17 protein-coding genes are annotated in these 15,053 nt (G+C 69.0%); 8 read left to right on the top strand and 9 right to left on the bottom strand.

The genetic code is table 11. From position 1 onward, the window contains the following. The first annotated feature begins 173 nt into the window (after positions 1 to 173). Both JMF86_RS04350 and JMF86_RS04345 read left to right on the top strand, forming a co-directional pair. The gene (locus JMF86_RS04350; RefSeq protein WP_201316768.1) at positions 174 to 1,730 is read left to right on the top strand and encodes a UbiD family decarboxylase; all 1,557 of its coding nucleotides are present in this window, start codon (positions 174 to 176) and stop codon (positions 1,728 to 1,730) included. 59 nt (positions 1,731 to 1,789) lie between these two features. Further along, entirely contained in the window at positions 1,790 to 2,458 is a 669-nt protein-coding gene (locus JMF86_RS04345) for a LysE family translocator (protein ID WP_077178026.1), read from the top strand. 121 nt (positions 2,459 to 2,579) lie between these two features. Here JMF86_RS04345 and JMF86_RS04340 read toward each other — a convergent pair whose 3' ends face one another. Continuing rightward, positions 2,580 to 2,876: a hypothetical protein gene (locus JMF86_RS04340; protein ID WP_006488565.1), complete on the bottom strand. Its 297-nt coding sequence runs from the start codon at positions 2,874 to 2,876 to the stop codon at positions 2,580 to 2,582. 515 nt (positions 2,877 to 3,391) lie between these two features. Between JMF86_RS04340 and JMF86_RS04335 the strand changes: the two genes are divergently transcribed. Both JMF86_RS04335 and JMF86_RS04330 read left to right on the top strand, forming a co-directional pair. Continuing rightward, on the top strand, positions 3,392 to 4,321 hold the full coding sequence (locus JMF86_RS04335) for a Rossmann-like and DUF2520 domain-containing protein (RefSeq protein ID WP_125380743.1): 930 nt from the start codon (positions 3,392 to 3,394) through the stop codon (positions 4,319 to 4,321). 75 nt (positions 4,322 to 4,396) lie between these two features. After that, on the top strand, positions 4,397 to 4,960 hold the full coding sequence (locus JMF86_RS04330) for a YggT family protein (RefSeq protein WP_006488584.1): 564 nt from the start codon (positions 4,397 to 4,399) through the stop codon (positions 4,958 to 4,960). Between the two features lie 13 nt (positions 4,961 to 4,973). On the opposite strand, the gene JMF86_RS04325 is transcribed toward JMF86_RS04330, so the two are convergent. Together JMF86_RS04325 and crcB are read right to left on the bottom strand one after the other, a co-directional pair. Further along, positions 4,974 to 5,324, bottom strand: a complete 351-nt coding sequence (locus JMF86_RS04325; protein WP_006476669.1) for a DUF190 domain-containing protein — start codon at positions 5,322 to 5,324, stop codon at positions 4,974 to 4,976. A gap of 24 nt (positions 5,325 to 5,348) precedes the next feature. Next, entirely contained in the window at positions 5,349 to 5,735 is a 387-nt protein-coding gene (gene crcB / locus JMF86_RS04320; RefSeq protein WP_011544810.1) for a fluoride efflux transporter CrcB, read from the bottom strand. Positions 5,736 to 6,149: 414 nt separating this feature from the next. Here crcB and JMF86_RS04315 point away from each other — a divergent pair, with 414 nt between their 5' ends. Then, entirely contained in the window at positions 6,150 to 7,361 is a 1,212-nt protein-coding gene (locus JMF86_RS04315; RefSeq protein ID WP_175809035.1) for a S53 family peptidase, read from the top strand. A gap of 37 nt (positions 7,362 to 7,398) precedes the next feature. Here JMF86_RS04315 and JMF86_RS04310 read toward each other — a convergent pair whose 3' ends face one another. The 3 genes from JMF86_RS04310 to JMF86_RS04300 all read right to left on the bottom strand — a co-directional run bounded on the left by JMF86_RS04310 (position 7,399) and on the right by JMF86_RS04300 (position 9,431). Next, positions 7,399 to 8,268 carry a Sir2 family NAD-dependent protein deacetylase gene (locus JMF86_RS04310; protein ID WP_175809034.1) on the bottom strand — a complete coding sequence of 290 codons (870 nt, stop codon included), beginning with the start codon at positions 8,266 to 8,268 and terminating at the stop codon, positions 7,399 to 7,401. A gap of 186 nt (positions 8,269 to 8,454) precedes the next feature. Next, entirely contained in the window at positions 8,455 to 8,835 is a 381-nt protein-coding gene (locus JMF86_RS04305; protein ID WP_201316767.1) for a DUF4406 domain-containing protein, read from the bottom strand. Continuing rightward, positions 8,832 to 9,431 carry an NUDIX domain-containing protein gene (locus JMF86_RS04300; protein ID WP_006476674.1) on the bottom strand — a complete coding sequence of 200 codons (600 nt, stop codon included), beginning with the start codon at positions 9,429 to 9,431 and terminating at the stop codon, positions 8,832 to 8,834. The genes JMF86_RS04305 and JMF86_RS04300 overlap by 4 nt, the downstream gene beginning before the upstream one ends. Before the next feature lie 81 nt (positions 9,432 to 9,512). Here JMF86_RS04300 and JMF86_RS04295 point away from each other — a divergent pair, with 81 nt between their 5' ends. From JMF86_RS04295 to JMF86_RS04285, 3 genes are all read left to right on the top strand, one after another. Next, positions 9,513 to 10,268: a DeoR/GlpR family DNA-binding transcription regulator gene (locus tag JMF86_RS04295; protein WP_175809032.1), complete on the top strand. Its 756-nt coding sequence runs from the start codon at positions 9,513 to 9,515 to the stop codon at positions 10,266 to 10,268. A gap of 131 nt (positions 10,269 to 10,399) precedes the next feature. After that, positions 10,400 to 11,011, top strand: a complete 612-nt coding sequence (locus JMF86_RS04290) for a chromate transporter (RefSeq protein ID WP_012328068.1) — start codon at positions 10,400 to 10,402, stop codon at positions 11,009 to 11,011. Next, positions 11,008 to 11,550 (top strand): chromate transporter, encoded by a 543-nt coding sequence (locus JMF86_RS04285; RefSeq protein ID WP_006476677.1) that lies wholly within the window; start codon positions 11,008 to 11,010, stop codon positions 11,548 to 11,550. The genes JMF86_RS04290 and JMF86_RS04285 overlap by 4 nt, the downstream gene beginning before the upstream one ends. 40 nt (positions 11,551 to 11,590) lie before the next feature. On the opposite strand, the gene scpB is transcribed toward JMF86_RS04285, so the two are convergent. The 3 genes from scpB to JMF86_RS04270 all read right to left on the bottom strand — a co-directional run bounded on the left by scpB (position 11,591) and on the right by JMF86_RS04270 (position 15,005). After that, complete coding sequence (scpB, locus tag JMF86_RS04280) at positions 11,591 to 12,400, bottom strand: methylmalonyl-CoA decarboxylase (RefSeq protein WP_175788383.1); 810 nt, start codon at positions 12,398 to 12,400, stop codon at positions 11,591 to 11,593. After that, positions 12,397 to 13,620 carry a CaiB/BaiF CoA-transferase family protein gene (locus JMF86_RS04275; RefSeq protein WP_175809031.1) on the bottom strand — a complete coding sequence of 408 codons (1,224 nt, stop codon included), beginning with the start codon at positions 13,618 to 13,620 and terminating at the stop codon, positions 12,397 to 12,399. Before JMF86_RS04275 ends, scpB begins: the two co-directional genes overlap by 4 nt. A gap of 62 nt (positions 13,621 to 13,682) precedes the next feature. Beyond that, the gene (locus tag JMF86_RS04270) at positions 13,683 to 15,005 is read right to left on the bottom strand and encodes an MFS transporter (protein ID WP_175809030.1); all 1,323 of its coding nucleotides are present in this window, start codon (positions 15,003 to 15,005) and stop codon (positions 13,683 to 13,685) included. Positions 15,006 to 15,053: the final 48 nt, after the last annotated feature.

Raw genomic sequence — 15,053 nt, 5'->3', positions numbered from 1 at the left:
CTCCTCTTCAGAACGCGAGCCCCGTGCCGTAGGGGGTTTGCGCGCGATCGACTTTTTCTCCGCCGGGCGGCCGCATGGCTGCCCGGGGTAAAATCGGCGGTCAATTCGGGGTCGCAGCCGGCCGCTGCCCCGCCCATCGCTGCCCGCTCATGCGGGTTGCCCGGACCTTCTTCATGAAATACAAAGACTTACGCGATTTCATTCAGCGCCTCGAGGCGCTCGGCGAACTGCGGCGCGTCATGCAGCCCGTGTCGCCCGTGCTCGAAATGACCGAGCTGTGCGACCGCGTGCTGCGCGCCGGCGGCCCCGCGCTGCTGTTCAACGCGCCGCCCGGCAATGCATTTCCGGTGCTCGGCAACCTGTTCGGCACGCCGCGCCGCGTCGCGCTCGGGATGGGCGTCGATGCGGGCGACGATGCCGCGCTCGGCTCGCTGCGCGATCTCGGACGCCTGCTGTCCGCGCTGAAGGAGCCCGATCCGCCGAAGAGCCTGAAGGACGCCGGCAAGCTGCTGTCGCTCGCGAAGGCGGTGTGGGACATGGCGCCGAAGTCGGTGTCGTCGCCACCGTGCCAGGAGATCGTGTGGGAAGGCGCCGACGTCGACCTGAACAAGCTGCCGATCCAGACCTGCTGGCCCGGCGATGCGGGGCCGCTCGTCACGTGGGGCCTGACGGTCACGCGCGGACCGAACAAGTCGCGCCAGAATCTCGGCATCTACCGCCAGCAGCTGATCGGCCGCAACAAGCTGATCATGCGCTGGCTCGCGCATCGCGGCGGCGCGCTGGATTTCCGCGAATTCGCGCTGCAGAACCCCGGCAAGCCGTATCCGGTCGCGGTCGTGCTCGGCGCCGACCCAGCCACGACGCTCGGCGCGGTGACGCCCGTGCCCGATTCGCTGTCCGAGTATCAGTTCGCCGGCCTGCTGCGCGGCAGCCGCACGGAACTCGCGAAGTGCCTGACGCCCGGCGTCGACACGCTGCAGGTGCCCGCGCGCGCGGAGATCGTGCTCGAAGGCTTCATTCATCCGCAGGAAGGCGCCCCTGCCCCCGCTCCGGCCGGCGCGCCGCCGCGACCGGCGGGCAACGCGGCGGCCGCGTACGAACACGCGCTCGAAGGGCCGTACGGCGACCACACCGGTTACTACAACGAACAGGAGTGGTTTCCGGTGTTTACCGTCGAGCGCATCACGATGCGCCGCGACGCGATCTACCACTCGACCTACACGGGCAAGCCGCCCGACGAGCCCGCGGTGCTCGGCGTCGCGCTCAACGAGGTGTTCGTGCCGCTGCTGCAGAAGCAGTTCACGGAAATCACCGACTTCTACCTGCCGCCCGAAGGCTGCAGCTACCGGATGGCCATCGTCCAGATGAAGAAGAGCTACGCGGGCCACGCGAAGCGCGTGATGTTCGGCGTGTGGAGCTTCCTGCGGCAGTTCATGTATACGAAGTTCATCGTGGTCGTCGACGAGGACGTGAACATCCGCGACTGGAAGGAAGTGATCTGGGCGATCACGACGCGCGTCGACCCCGTGCGCGACACGGTGATGGTCGACAGCACGCCGATCGACTATCTCGACTTCGCGTCGCCGGTGGCCGGACTCGGCTCGAAGATGGGGCTCGACGCGACCAACAAGTGGCCGGGCGAAACCAGCCGCGAATGGGGCCGCCCGATCGAGATGGACGCGGCCGTCAAGGCGCGCGTCGACCGGCTGTGGCAGGAGATCGGCCTCTGACGCCAGGCAGGCCGGTGCCTGCCGGCCTGCGCATCGCAATCGCCGCAAACACCCAGAAGATGAGCTTTCCGCCCGCCTCCATGCTGTCCGACGGATTCTTTCTGTCGCTCTCGTTGTGTCTCGACATCGGCCTCGTGAACGTCGCGATGCTGTCGCTCACGCTATCGCACGGCTTCCGCCCGGGCTTCTGGCTCGGCATCGGGTCGTGCGTCGGCGATCTCGTCTACGCGGCGCTCGCGCTCGCGGGAATGGCCGTGCTGCTGCAGTTCGAACCCGTGCGCTGGATCGTGTGGATCGGCGGCGGCGCGGTGCTGCTGTTCCTCACGTGGAAGATGGCGCGCGAAGCGCTGGCGCCCGCCAAGGCGGCCGACGACGAAGCGGACGACGCCGCGCCGCCGCGGGCGAGCGCACGGCGCAGTTTCCTGCGCGGGATGCTGCTCGCGATGTCGTCGCCGAGCGCGATCCTGTGGTTCGCGGCGGTCGGCGGCGCGCTGATCGCGAAAGCCGGTGCGACCACGCCGGCCACCGCGTCGGTGTTCCTGTCGGGCTTCTTCCTCGGCGGCCTCGCGTGGACGCTCTTCATGTGCACGCTCGCGAGCCAGGGCCGCAAGCGCGCGGGCGCCGGACTGATGCGTGCGTGCCATGTCGCGTCGGCGCTGCTGTTCGCGTATTTCTCGTACAGCGTGATCGTCGGCGGCTACCGCGACCTGATCGTGCACGCGGTTTAATCGCCATCGCGCTAGCGCGCCGGCCACGGCGCCGAACGTCAACCCCAATGAAAAACGGCGCAACGCCCCTCGCGGGACGTTGCGCCGTTTTGCCGCGCGCGGTCAGGCCGCGCGGGACGAATCAGCGACGCCAGTAGCCGTGATGGCCCCAGCCGCCGTAACCATGGCGCCAGTACGGGCGACCGTAGTAGCCCCCGACGACCACCGCAGGCGGCGGCGCATAGTAGGCCGGCGCCGGCGCGTAATAGACGGGCGGCGGCGGCGGCGCGTAGTACACGGGCGGCGGCGGTGCATAGACGGGATACGCGGGTGCGACCGGGATACCGATGCCGACCCCGATCGACACGTGAGCCTGCGCGGCGCTTGCGGCGCCCAGGCCCAGCGCGGCGGCGGCGATGAACGGAATGAGCTTTTTCACTTCGATTCTCCTGCTGGAGCGGTATTTTGGGCGCTCCTGTCGGCAACGGCGGGCATGCACGTCGCATGGAAGCAATGTAGCGAAAACCCGCCCCGCGCGTATCGTGCATTTGTTGCAAATTGCAATTGCGCGTGGCCGGACCCGCCGCCTGGCGAGGCGCCCGGCGCAGGCCGCCACCCTTGCGGATCGCGTGATTCCGTCCGATGAGTCGGGCCCCGACACGACGACCGGTCAGTCTTACCGGCTCCGGTGCGTGCAACGGGCACGCGGACGTAATGAACGATTACAAATTCGAGACAAGATGCGGGCATTTCAAGCCGGCTGCGGACGCACGGCATTTCGGGGTCGGATTCGTCGATCATGATTCGGCCGTGGCGCCTGACGTCGGCCCGCATACGAATCGCACCGCATACCGGTAATTCATACGTGCGTTCGCCCGACCATCTGCCTTCCCCGACACCGCCGTCATTCCTGCGATACTGGCGGCTGCTTCGTTTCCGCTTACATCCGCCGCCATGCCGCTTCCCGACACACCCCGCCTCGGCTTCATCGGCGCCGGCCGCCTGGCGCGCTGTATCGCGCAGCGCTTCGCGCAGGCCGGCTTCCCGGTCGTCGCGATCGCGAGCCGCACGCCCGCGTCGGCCGCCGGCCTCGCCGCACGGATCGACGGCTGCCGCGCGGTCGACACCCCGCAGCAAGTAGTCGACGCCGCCGACCTGATCTTCGTGACGACACCCGACGATCATCTCGCGTCGAGCGCCGCGGCGCTGCGCTTCGACACATCGCGCGCCGCCGGCCAGGCGCTCGTCCATTGCAGCGGCGCGTCGACGGTCGCGCTGCTCGATCCGGCGAAGCAGCAAGGCGCGGCCACCGGCGGCTTCCATCCGCTCTATCTGTTCGGCGGCACCGATGCCGACCTCGCGCGCATCGACGGCTGCTCGGTCACGATCGAAGCGGACGGTGCGCTGCACGCGACGCTGCTGCGACTTGCCGCCGCACTCGGCTGCCATCCGCTGTCGATTCCGGCCGGCGGCCGGATGCTGTATCACGCGGCCGCGCACTACGCGGCGAGCTTCGCGCTGTGCGGGCTGTCGGAAGCGGTCGAGCTGTGGCGCGGCCTCGGTTTCGACGAGGACGCCGCGCTGCGCGCGCTGTTGCCGATGCTCGCCGGCACGATCGAGACCGCCCGCGACAAGGGGCTCGCGAATGCGCTGGCCGGGCCGGTATCGCGCGGCGACACCGGCATCGTCGAGCGCCAGCTCGCGCTGCTCGAGGCACGGGGCGGCGATCATGCGGCGCTGTATGCGCTGCTGACGCGCCGCGCGGTCGCGCTCGCGGCGAAGCGCGCAGCACCGCCGGCGTCGTTGCCGGCGCTGGCCGAGGCCGTCGAAACCTCGCTCGCTCGCGTGGCCGCGCACCCCTCCCCGTCGCGAGACGAGGCGTGATAAGGTGTCGGCCGATGCGCCGCCAACCGGCGTTGGCGGCCGCACGCTACTGACTGTATAAAAAGGATGCCAACGATGTTCGGCGAGATCGCCCGTTTTCTGCTCAATACCGTCTTCACGCTATTCGGCGCCGCGCTGATTCTGCGCGTCTGGATGCAGGCCGTTCGCGTGCCGCCGTACAACCCCGTCACGCAAGCCGTGCTGCAGGCGACCAACTGGCTCGTGCTGCCGCTGCGTCGCGTGATCGCGGGCGTACGCGGCATCGACTGGGCCAGCGTCGTCGCCGCGCTGCTCACCGCGCTCGTCTACGTCGTGCTGATGGTCGTGATGGCCGGCTTCGATCCGGCCGCCGTGATCGCGACGCTCGTCGTCGTCGCACTGCTCACGGTCGTGAAGTGGGCGCTCAACCTCGTGATCTGGATGACGATCCTGATGGCGCTGCTGTCGTGGCTCAACCCGCGCTCGCCGGCGATGCCGATCCTCTACCAGCTCACCGCGCCGTTTCTGAACCCGCTGCGCCGCGTGATCCCGAACCTCGGCGGCATCGACCTGTCGCCGATCCTGCTGTTCGTGATCGTGCAGGTGCTGCTGATGATCGTCACGCGCGCCGCCGTGTCGCTGACGATGTTCGGCATCTGATCGGCGCGACGCCCTATGCCGCCGGCCCCTGCGCCGGCGGTGCGCCAAGCGTGTCGATCACGCCGAACTGCGCCGGCATCATCGCGTAGCACACTCGCACTTTCTCGCGCGACAGCCGCTCGAGCAGCCGCTGCGCTTCGTCCTCGGTGACGACGAACTCGACCTCGATCGCGAGCGAACCCTGCAGTTCGAAGAAGCGATCCTCGTGCAGCACGCGATGCTGGCCGAAACCGGCCATCGCGCGAAACGCGGAACCGCCCGCGACGCCCATCCGGTTCGCCTCTTCCAGCAGCCATTCCCACAGCGGCTTGCGGTGCAGCCGGTGCCGCTCGTGCACATAGAAGCGTAAAAAGACCCTGTCCATCGCCCCCTCCGATGGCGGCCCTGCTCAGGCCGCCGCGAGCCACGCGCGCGCGGTCCACATGCCGAGCGCCGTCAGCGCGAACGATCCAGTCAAGTGTAGGGCAGCCACCGCCAACGCCCATCCGAATTCGCCCTCGAGCGCGTGCGTCATCACTTCGACCGAATAGGTCGAGAACGTCGTGAGGCCGCCGAGAAAGCCCGTGATCACGAACAGCCGCCACTCGGGCGGCAACCCGACGCGGACCGTGAACACGACGGCGGCCACGCCGATCACGTAGCCGCCGATCAGGTTCGACGCGAGCGTGCCGAGCGGCACCGCGGGAAAGAAGGCGTTGAGCGCGAGGCTGAGGAACCAGCGCAGCAACGCGCCGAGGCCGGCACCGACGAAGATCGCGACGATCGAATAGAACAAGGGCACCCCTCATGGTCGGCGCCGCGCGGCGCACGCGGCCTACGCTGAACTGTATGCGGAATCGCGCCGCGCCGGCAATGCCGACGGGCCGGGTCAGCAGGCGGCGAATCGTGTCGCGAACGCATGACGCGTTTCACGATTTTCACACGCGTGCCGTCGTGGATATTTACCGAACAATTACATCCGACATTACAAATAAACTTTGAATCGACTGATTATTTATCCGCTTTTTAAAAACCGATAAAGCAGTTCGATCCGGTTCACGACAACCCTGCACAACGCCCACGTCAAAAGGGCCCCACGTACTTTCCCTTATCAGACATTCCCGTATCCGGCCGATATTCGATGTAATTACCGTCGGCGATTTCGTAAAATTGTTTCGCTACTTCATCCGATCGACATGGAGACTCAAAAATGAACAATATGCGCCTGTCATCCATGTTGATCCCGGCGCTGTGCGTGTCGCTGCTCGCGTCGAGCGTCGCGCTTGCCGACGGCAACGGCCCGCCCCCCTACGTCGAAGGCAACCGCGCACCGAAAGGATTCGCGCGCCCGCCGTTCCACACGAAGCCGCGTGCGAGCACGGCCACGATCGCCGGCCTCACGCCGGCACTCGCGCGGCATGCATACGGGTTCGACGCGATCGCGAACCAGGGCGACGGAATGATCGTCGCGATCGTCGACGCGTACGACGACCCGAAGATCGAATCCGATCTCGGCGTGTTCAGCACCGCGTTCTCGCTGCCGGCCTGCACGTCGTCGAACGGCTGTTTCACCAAGGTGTACGCCCACGGGGCACGGCCCAAGCCCGATTCGGGCTGGGCGCTCGAGATCTCGCTCGATGTCGAATGGGTGCATGCGATCGCACCGAAGGCGAAGATCGTGCTCGTCGAGGCCGCATCGGCCAGCTTCAGCGACCTGCTGGCCGCGGTCGACGTCGCGGTCAAGCGCGGCGCGTCGGTCGTGTCGATGAGTTTCGGCGGCAACGAATTCAGCAGCGAGACCGGCTTCGACGGCCACTTCAACGTACCGGGCGTCACGTTCGTCGCATCGTCCGGCGACAGCGGCACCGGCACCGAATACCCGGCCGCGTCGCGTTACGTGGTATCCGTCGGCGGCACGACGCTGTCGTCGGACACGGCCGGCAACTACATCGGCGAGGCGGCATGGAGCGGCAGCGGCGGCGGCGTGAGCAACGTCGAGGCCGAGCCGGCCGGCCAGACCACGTGGCCGATTCCGGTGGCCGGCAAGCGCGGCGTACCCGACGTCAGCTACGACGCGAATCCGTCCAGCGGTTTCGCGGTGTACGACTCGGTCACCTATCAGGGGCAGGCCGGCTGGTTCCAGGTCGGCGGCACGAGCGCGGGGGCGCCGCAATGGTCGGCGCTCGTCGCGATCGCGAATTCGCTGCGCACGGCGGCCGGCAAGAAATCGTTGAGCGGCACCTACGACACGCTCTATACGGTCGGTAAAACCGCGTACGGCAGCGACTTCCACGACGTGACGACCGGGTCCAACGGCAATTGCGGCAGCATCTGCAATGCGGCGGGCGGCTACGACTACGTGACGGGCCTCGGTTCGCCGATCGCGCCGGCGCTCGTGCAGGCGCTCGTCGCGCGGCCGTAATCGCGCGGCCTCGGCCGGTGGATTCGCGGCACGTGGTTCAGCCGCCGCGCCACGCGCGGTCGAGCGCGTTCAGCGTCGCCAGCGCGCCGCCCTTCAGCCCGATCACGTCCGTCCGGCGCGCATGCGCTTCGCGCGCGTTGATGCGGATCACGTCGGCGCCGAGCCGTTCGCTCAGCAGGCGCACGGTCGGAATCGCGGTGCCCGCGCCGATCTCGACCACGGCGACGTGCCCGGCCTGCGCGATCCAGTCTTCGAGCGCGCGCTCCTGCGCGTCGTAACGCGCACCGAGCCAGCCGGTGTCACCAAACATCAGGATGTTCGGCCGCGCGAGCCCGCCGCAGTGCGGGCAGCGCGGCATGTCGCTCACGAGGCGGCACGTCGCTTCGTCGACCACCGGCACGAACGGCGCCGCGTCCCACGTGTCGTCCGTGCACGGTCGCAGGCACTGCATCGCATGAATCGAGCCGTGGATCTCGACGATGCGCGCCGGATCGAAGCCGGCTTTCTGGAACTGGCCGTCGACGTTGCTCGTCAGCACGAAGCCGCCGTTCGGCATCGCGTCGATCCAGCGGCGCAGGATCGCGAAACCCGCGTGCGGCACCGTCGCACGGTACAGCGCGAGACGATGCCCGTAGAAGCCCCAAGCGAGCGATGCACGCGCACGAAACGCGTGCGGCGACGCGATCTCGTGGAATTCGAAACGCTCGTGGCGCAGCGCCGGATACGCGCGCCAGAAACCATCCGTGCCGCGAAAGTCGGGCAGCCCGGAATCGACGCCGATACCCGCGCCGGCCGTGACGAGCAATGCGTCGGCGCGTGCGAGTACGTCGACGGCGGACGTGACGAGATCGGCCGGAAGCGGCGCGGCGGCGGACTCGGCGGAATCAGCGGGATCGGAAAACGGCATGATGGAAAAGCGGTGGCGTCGAACGTTGCGCGAGTGGCGTCGCGATCATACGCCGGTTCGGACGCTGCGCTGCATCGGCCACGCAATGCGGCGTGCTGCACTACACGCGCCGGCTATGGGCGAGGCGAGTGCCGGCCGTCCGCACGCGCCGCACCGGCGATGCCGCCAACCGGCGCCCATGCTCGCTCAGGCAGCCGAATCGTCCTGCGCAACCGGCATCTCGTCGACCGCGAAATAGACCGGCTTGCCGAGTTCCCGCGCAAGCGCCACGTCCGCATCCGCCCCGCGCGACGCACCGTCGATGCGCAACACCGCATCGCAACGTCGCAGCAGCCGGTGCGCGGCCGGATACAGGAAGGTTTCGCTGACGGCGTCGCCCACCTGCGTCGACCCGGCCGCGGCCGCGAGCGGCAACGACACCCATTCGCCGATCTTCGGCACGTGCCCGCGGCGATACACGGCGAGCGCCGCCGCTTCCAGCCGGCGCAGGTTCGCGGCGATACGCGCGGGGTCGCCATCCGTGCCGCTGCGATAGGGACCGGCGACCAGCACGAGCCGCGGCGTCATGCGGCGCGCGCGCCGGCGGTTTCCCGCAGCGCGACGTATTGCAGCAGCATGATCGTCTTCGCATCGACGATCTCGCCGCGCTCGACCGCGTCCAGCGCCGCCTGCAGCGGCATCTCGACGACTTCGAGATCTTCACCCTCTTCCGCAATGCCGCCGCCGGCACTCGTGCGCAGCGACGCATCGTATTCGCCGACGAAGAAATGCAGCTTCTCGGTCACGGAACCCGGACTCATGAACGCCTCGAACACCTTGCGCACGCCGCGCACGCGATAGCCGGTCTCCTCCTCGGCCTCCGCGCGAATGCGCGCTTCGGGCGTTTCGTCGTCGAGCAGGCCGGCCGCCGCTTCGAGCAGCATGCCGTCGTGCCCGCTCACGAACGCCGGCATCCGGAACTGCCGCGTCAGCAGCACGTCGCCCGTCTCGGCATGGCGCAGCAGGATCGTCGCGCCGTTGCCGCGATCGTAGGTCTCGCGGCTCAGGCGCTGCCACGTTCCGTCGCGACGCAGGAAATCGAACGTCACCTTTCGCAGCACATACCAGTCGTCGGACAGCACCGTCGTATCGACGATGCGGACCCGCTCCCGCGTTGCAGCCATTGCAGCCTCCGGTTCGACAAAGGATGGCGCCCATGGTAACGTGCAGCTTCGTGCAATTTCAAGAATTTTCGTGCAAACACGATGCTGACGACGCAACGCAAGAAGGCGATCCTCGATGCGCTCGCGCGCGACGGCCAGGTGCTGGCCGCCGAGCTGAGCGTGCAATTCGGCGTGTCCGAAGACACGGTGCGCCGCGATCTGCGCGAGCTCGCGGCCGAAGGGCTGCTGCAGCGCGTGCATGGCGGCGCGCTGCCGGCGTCGCCGGCCATCGCGCCGTTCGCGCAGCGCGAGGCGCTCGAAACCACGGAGAAGCGACGCATCGCGCGGCGGGCCGCGCAGATGATCGCGCCTGGGCAGGTGGCGATCGTCGACGGCGGCACGACCTCCGCGCTGCTCGTCGGCCAGTTGCCGGCCGACCTGCGCGCGACGATCGTCACGCACAGCCCGAGCGTCGCGGTCGCGCTGGCCGCCCATCCGTCGATCGACGTGATCCTGATCGGCGGGCGGCTCTACAAGCATTCGATCGTCGCGGTCGGCGCCGCGGCAATGGAAGGCATCGCGCGCATTCATGCAGACCTGTACTTCATGGGCGTCACGGGCGTCCATCCGGTAGCCGGCCTGAGCACCGGCGATTTCGAGGAAGCGGCGATCAAGCGCGCGCTGGCCGAACGCGCGGCCGAGACGGTCGTGCTCGCGTCGCAGTCGAAACTGCGTGCGGCATCGCAATTCGTGATCGGCGACCTCACGCTGGCGCAGACGATCGTCGTCGAGAAGGAAACCGACGCCGCGCTGACGAAGCCGATCGAGGCCGCGGGCGTGACGGTGGTGCGCGCGTAGCGTGCGGGGCGCTCGCATGCGCCGAATCGGTTGCGGGCGGCACCGCGCCCGTGCCGAATCCATGTCAGCGTGCTGACAGGCACCGCTTGCTAACATGGGCGATCGCCCGATCGCCACGTGCTACCCGCCCGATGCCCCCGCCCTCCACCACGACGCCTCAGGTACCGCCCGCCGGCGACGCTCCGCCGCCCGGCATCCTCGCGCTGTTCATCGCGTTCGCGCAGATCGGCCTGACCAGCTTCGGCGGCGGGCTCAGCGGGCGGATGATGCGCGACTTCGTCCACGAGCGGCGCTGGCTCGACGAAGAGGCGTTCCTCAACGGCCTCGCGCTGTCGCAGGCGTTGCCGGGCGTCAACGTGAAGAACCTCGCGATCTGGATCGGCTACCGGCTCGCCGGATGGCGCGGCGCGGTGGCCGGCTTCACCGGCATCATCGCGCCGCCGGCCGTGCTGATCGTGCTGTTCGGCGTCGCGTTCTCGACCCTCACGCGCTTCCCGCTCACGCATGTCGCGCTCGCCGGTGCGGCGGCCGCGGCGATCGGGCTGTCGATCTCGATGGCGATCACGGCGGTACGCCGGCTGCCGCGCCGCGCGCTGCCGTTCGCGGTGATGACGCTCACCTTCGTGTCCGTCGCGGTGCTGCACTGGCCGCTCGTATGGACCGTGCTGATCGGCGGCGCGCTGAGCGTCGCGCTCGAATACCGCCGTGCGGCCGCCGCGCCGGCCGGGAGCGACGCACGATGAACGCGTCCGCACGTTACGCAGCGCTGTTCGGTGTGTTCGCGCCGCTGTCGATCGCGACGATCGGCGGCGGGCAGGCGGTCATCGCGGATATCCAGCGGCAGGTCGTCGACGTCCATCACTGGATGAGCGCCACGCAATTCGTGAACGACTTCGCGATCGCGCGGATGGCGCCGGGCCCCGGCTCGCTGCTGGCGACGCTGATCGGCTGGCAGGTGGCCGGTTTCTGGGGCGCGGTGATCGCGACACTCGCGTTGTTCGGCCCGACCGCGTTCCTGATCTATGGGGTCGCGCATCTATGGCGGCGGCACCGGGGCGCACGCTGGCAAATCGCGCTCGAAGCCGGCCTGCGCCCGGTCGCGGCCGGCATGATCCTCGCGTCGGTGTGGGTGCTGCTGCAGGCGCTCGACGGCGGCTGGGCCGCCCGCGCGATCGCGGTGGCGTCGACGCTGTGCGTGATCTACACGCGCGTTCATGCGCTGCTGCTGATCGCGATCGGCGCGCTGCTGCTCGTGGGTGTGCACACGCTCGGCGGGGTGTAGCGCGGCGGCGCCGTCATCGCACCGGCCGTCGCGTGATCGTCTAAGCCCCGCGAAACACCGGCGCACGCCGCTCCGCGAACGCGCGCAACCCTTCGTCGAAATCCGCGCCTTCGCACGCCTGGCGACGCAGCTCGGTGATTCGTTCGAATGCGTCGGCCGGCAACGGCCGTGCGTCCTGCAGCACGCGCAACTGCTCCTTCACCGCGTGCACCGCGAGCGGCGCCTTCGCGGCAATCGTGCGCGCGACGTCGAGCGCCGCGTCGTCGACCCCGCCCGCGTCAGCCAGCCGGTTCACGAGCCCGTGATGCGCGGCGCGTTCCGCATCGAGCGGCTGCGCGCAGAAGAACATCTCCTTGAGCACATGGATCGGCAGGTTGTCGTGGAAGCGCAGCAGGCCGCTCGTCGAATACGGCAGGCCGATGTTCGCGGGCGTCATCGCGAAACGCGCGTCGCGCGCCGCGACGACGAGATCGCAGCTCATCACGAGATCGACCGCCCCGCCCCACGCCGATCCGGCCACCGCCGCGATCACCGCGCCCGGATAGGTCCGCACGCGCCGCAGCGCGCGTTCGAGCGGTTTGCCGTACGCGAGCGGATCGCGGTCGTCGGCCAGTTCGCGCAGGTCGTGCCCCGCGCTCCACACGTCGCCGCTGCCGTCGTTGGACAGGATCACGACCGGCGGCGGACGGTGCCCGGCCAACGCATCGAGATGCGCGACGAGGGCATCGAGCAACGGCGCGTCGAGCGCATGCCGTCGCGCCGGATTCCCGAACCGCACGCGCGCGATCCGCTCGCCGATCCAATCGACCGTCACGCTCGACGCCCCGTCGTGTTTCGTCATGTCGGTCATTGCACGGCCTCCGCCACCGCATCGGCCTGGAAGATCGCGCGCCCGGCCAGCAGTGCGTCGATCGCGTCGTCGCCGTAGCCGGCTTCGCGCAGCACATCGACCGTATGCTCACCGAGCAGCGGCGGCGCATGGCGCGTGCGCGGCGCCGGCACGTCGTCGTCCATCCCGCCGAGCGGCGTGACGACCTGGCGCAGCATACCGAGCGTCGGATGCGCGACCGGCTCGACCAGCCCGCAATGCGCGAGCTGCGGATCGTCGAACACTTCGTCGAGCGTATGAATCGGGCCGGCCGGCAGCCCGGCCTCGACGAACCGTTGCGTCCAGTCGCGCTTGCCGCGCGTGCGCAACCGGCTTTCGAGCAGCGCCTTGAGTTCATCGCGATGCGCGACGCGCGCATCGTTGGTCGCGAAGCGCGGATCGTCGGGCAGCGCGGGCAGATCCAGCAACTGGCACAGCCGCAGCCACATGTCGGTCGTGATCGGCGCGAGGTTGAGCGGGCCGTCGGCCGTCTCGAACACGCCGTACGGCGCGATCACCGCATGCGCATTGCCGGTACGGCGCGGCACGTCGCCGAGGCTCAGGTAGCGTTGCCCGTGTACGCTCAGCAGCGCAACGAGGCTTTCGAGCAGCGACGTGCCGACATGCTGGCCGCGCCCGGTGCGCTCGCGCTCGAACAGCGCGGCCATCACGCCGGTCGCGACCCACATCCCCGAGCTGAGATCGCCGATCGCGGTGCCCGTGCGGGTCGGCTCGCCGTCCGGGAAACCGGTGAGACTCATCAGCCCCGCATAGCCCTGCGCGATCTGGTCGAAGCCCGGCCAGTCGCGCAGCGGGCCGCGCGGGCCGAACGCGGTGACGCTGCCCATCACGAGCCGCGGGTCGCGCGCGCTCAGCTCAGCATAGCCGAGCCCCATCGCGTCCATCGTGCCCGCCTTGAAATTCTCGATCACGACGTCGGCCTGCGCGATCAGGCGCCGCACGACGTCGAGGCCGGCTGGCTGCCGGAAGTCCACGCAGATGCCGCGCTTGTTGCGGTTGCAGGACAGGTAGTACGTGCTCATGCCGCGATCGAACGGCCCCCACGCGCGGCTCATGTCGCCGTGCGGCCCCGATTCGACCTTGATCACGTCGGCGCCGAGATCCGCGAGCACCATCGAGCAGAACGGCCCCGAGAGCGCGCGACTCAGATCGACGACCTTGATTCCCGTTAATGCCTGCATTCCGGACTCCTGATATTGATGGGTATGTCTCGTCTTGTTTCCGAACGACTGCGGCATTTCGCTCATTCGGGCAGCGCCTGGTGCCGCGTCTCGACCGCGAACGGCAGGATCAGGACGCCGAGCCCGAACACGGCCGCGGTCCATGCGACCGGCACGCCGAGCGATCCGTAACCGTGAATCGCGGCGCCGAGCAGGAAGTTCACGCCCGCGCCGATGAAGCGGCCGACCGACGCGTTGAACGCGAACGCGGTGGCCCGTACGCGCGTCGGATATTGCTCGGGCAACCATAGCGAGAAGATCGCGAAGTTGCCGCCGAAGAAGCCGAGGAACGCGAGCGACACCATGAAGGCCGCGAGCCCGTTCGGCTGGTAGAACGCCCAGCCGAACGCGAACACGATCGATGCGGCCATCCCCGCGAAATACACGCCGAGCGCGGTACGCCGGCCGAGCCGTTCCGACAGCCACGGCGCCACCAGGCAGCCGGCAATCGTCGCGCACGACAGGATCGCCGCGCCGATCGACGCAAGCCGCAGCGCGCCAACGTGATCGATGCCCGCACGCGCCGCCAGCGTGGTAACCGCGCTCGCCTCGTAGACGGAGCCGGCCCACAGCCCGACGATCGCAACGCCGACGAGGCTCGCGCTCGTCAGCGTGCGGCGCCGGAACGCCGGCGCGAAGATCTCGCGCAGCGGATGCGCGCGCCGCGTGTCGGCCACGTCGCCGTCGCGCGCGTCGTGCCGCCGCCACTGCCCCGGCTCCTTCACGCGCATCACCGTGAACACCGCGAGCAGCGCGGGCGCCAGCCCGCACAGGAACATCGCGCGCCAGCCGTAGGTCGCACCGATCGTGTAGTTCAGGCAGGCCGCGATGAAGAAGCCGAAGTAGTAGCCCGTCTGCAGGTAGCCGGCGCCCATCTTGCGGCGGTCTTCCGGCCAGCTCTCGGCGACGTAGGTACCAGCGAGCGCCCATTCGCCGCCGACGCCGATCCCGGCAATCAGCCGGCACGCGGCCAGCGCCCACACGTCGTGCACGAACGCGGCCGCGCCGGTGAACACCGAATAGATCAGGATGCTCGCCGCGAGCGTGCGCACGCGGCCGAAGCGATCGGCGAGCGGCCCCCAGATGAACGACAGCCCCCAGCCGATCAGGAACAGCGCGAACAGGATCGAGCCGTACATCCCCAGATTCGCGGGCGTCGCCGCGATGCCGGACGCCGGCAGCAATTCCGTCAGCGCGGGAATCAGCACGAGCGCGTAGATCACCGAATCCACGCCGTCGAGCACCCAGCCCGCGTACACCGCCCAGAAGCCCTTCACCTGCTCGCGCGTGAGCGGCGTGCGCCGCGGCTTCGCGCCGGCCGCCGGCGCGTCGATCGCCTTGAACATCTTCGTCTCCTTGCCGGCGGGGCCGGCTCTTGCGCCGCGTCCGGTCCG

The organism is Burkholderia sp. E168m15 (assembly GCF_016586105.1).
In the GTDB taxonomy this organism is placed as follows: domain Bacteria; phylum Pseudomonadota; class Gammaproteobacteria; order Burkholderiales; family Burkholderiaceae; genus Burkholderia; species Burkholderia orbicola.
The sequence above is the reverse complement of the archived record's forward strand: the minus strand, read 5'-3'. Positions and strand labels throughout refer to the sequence as shown.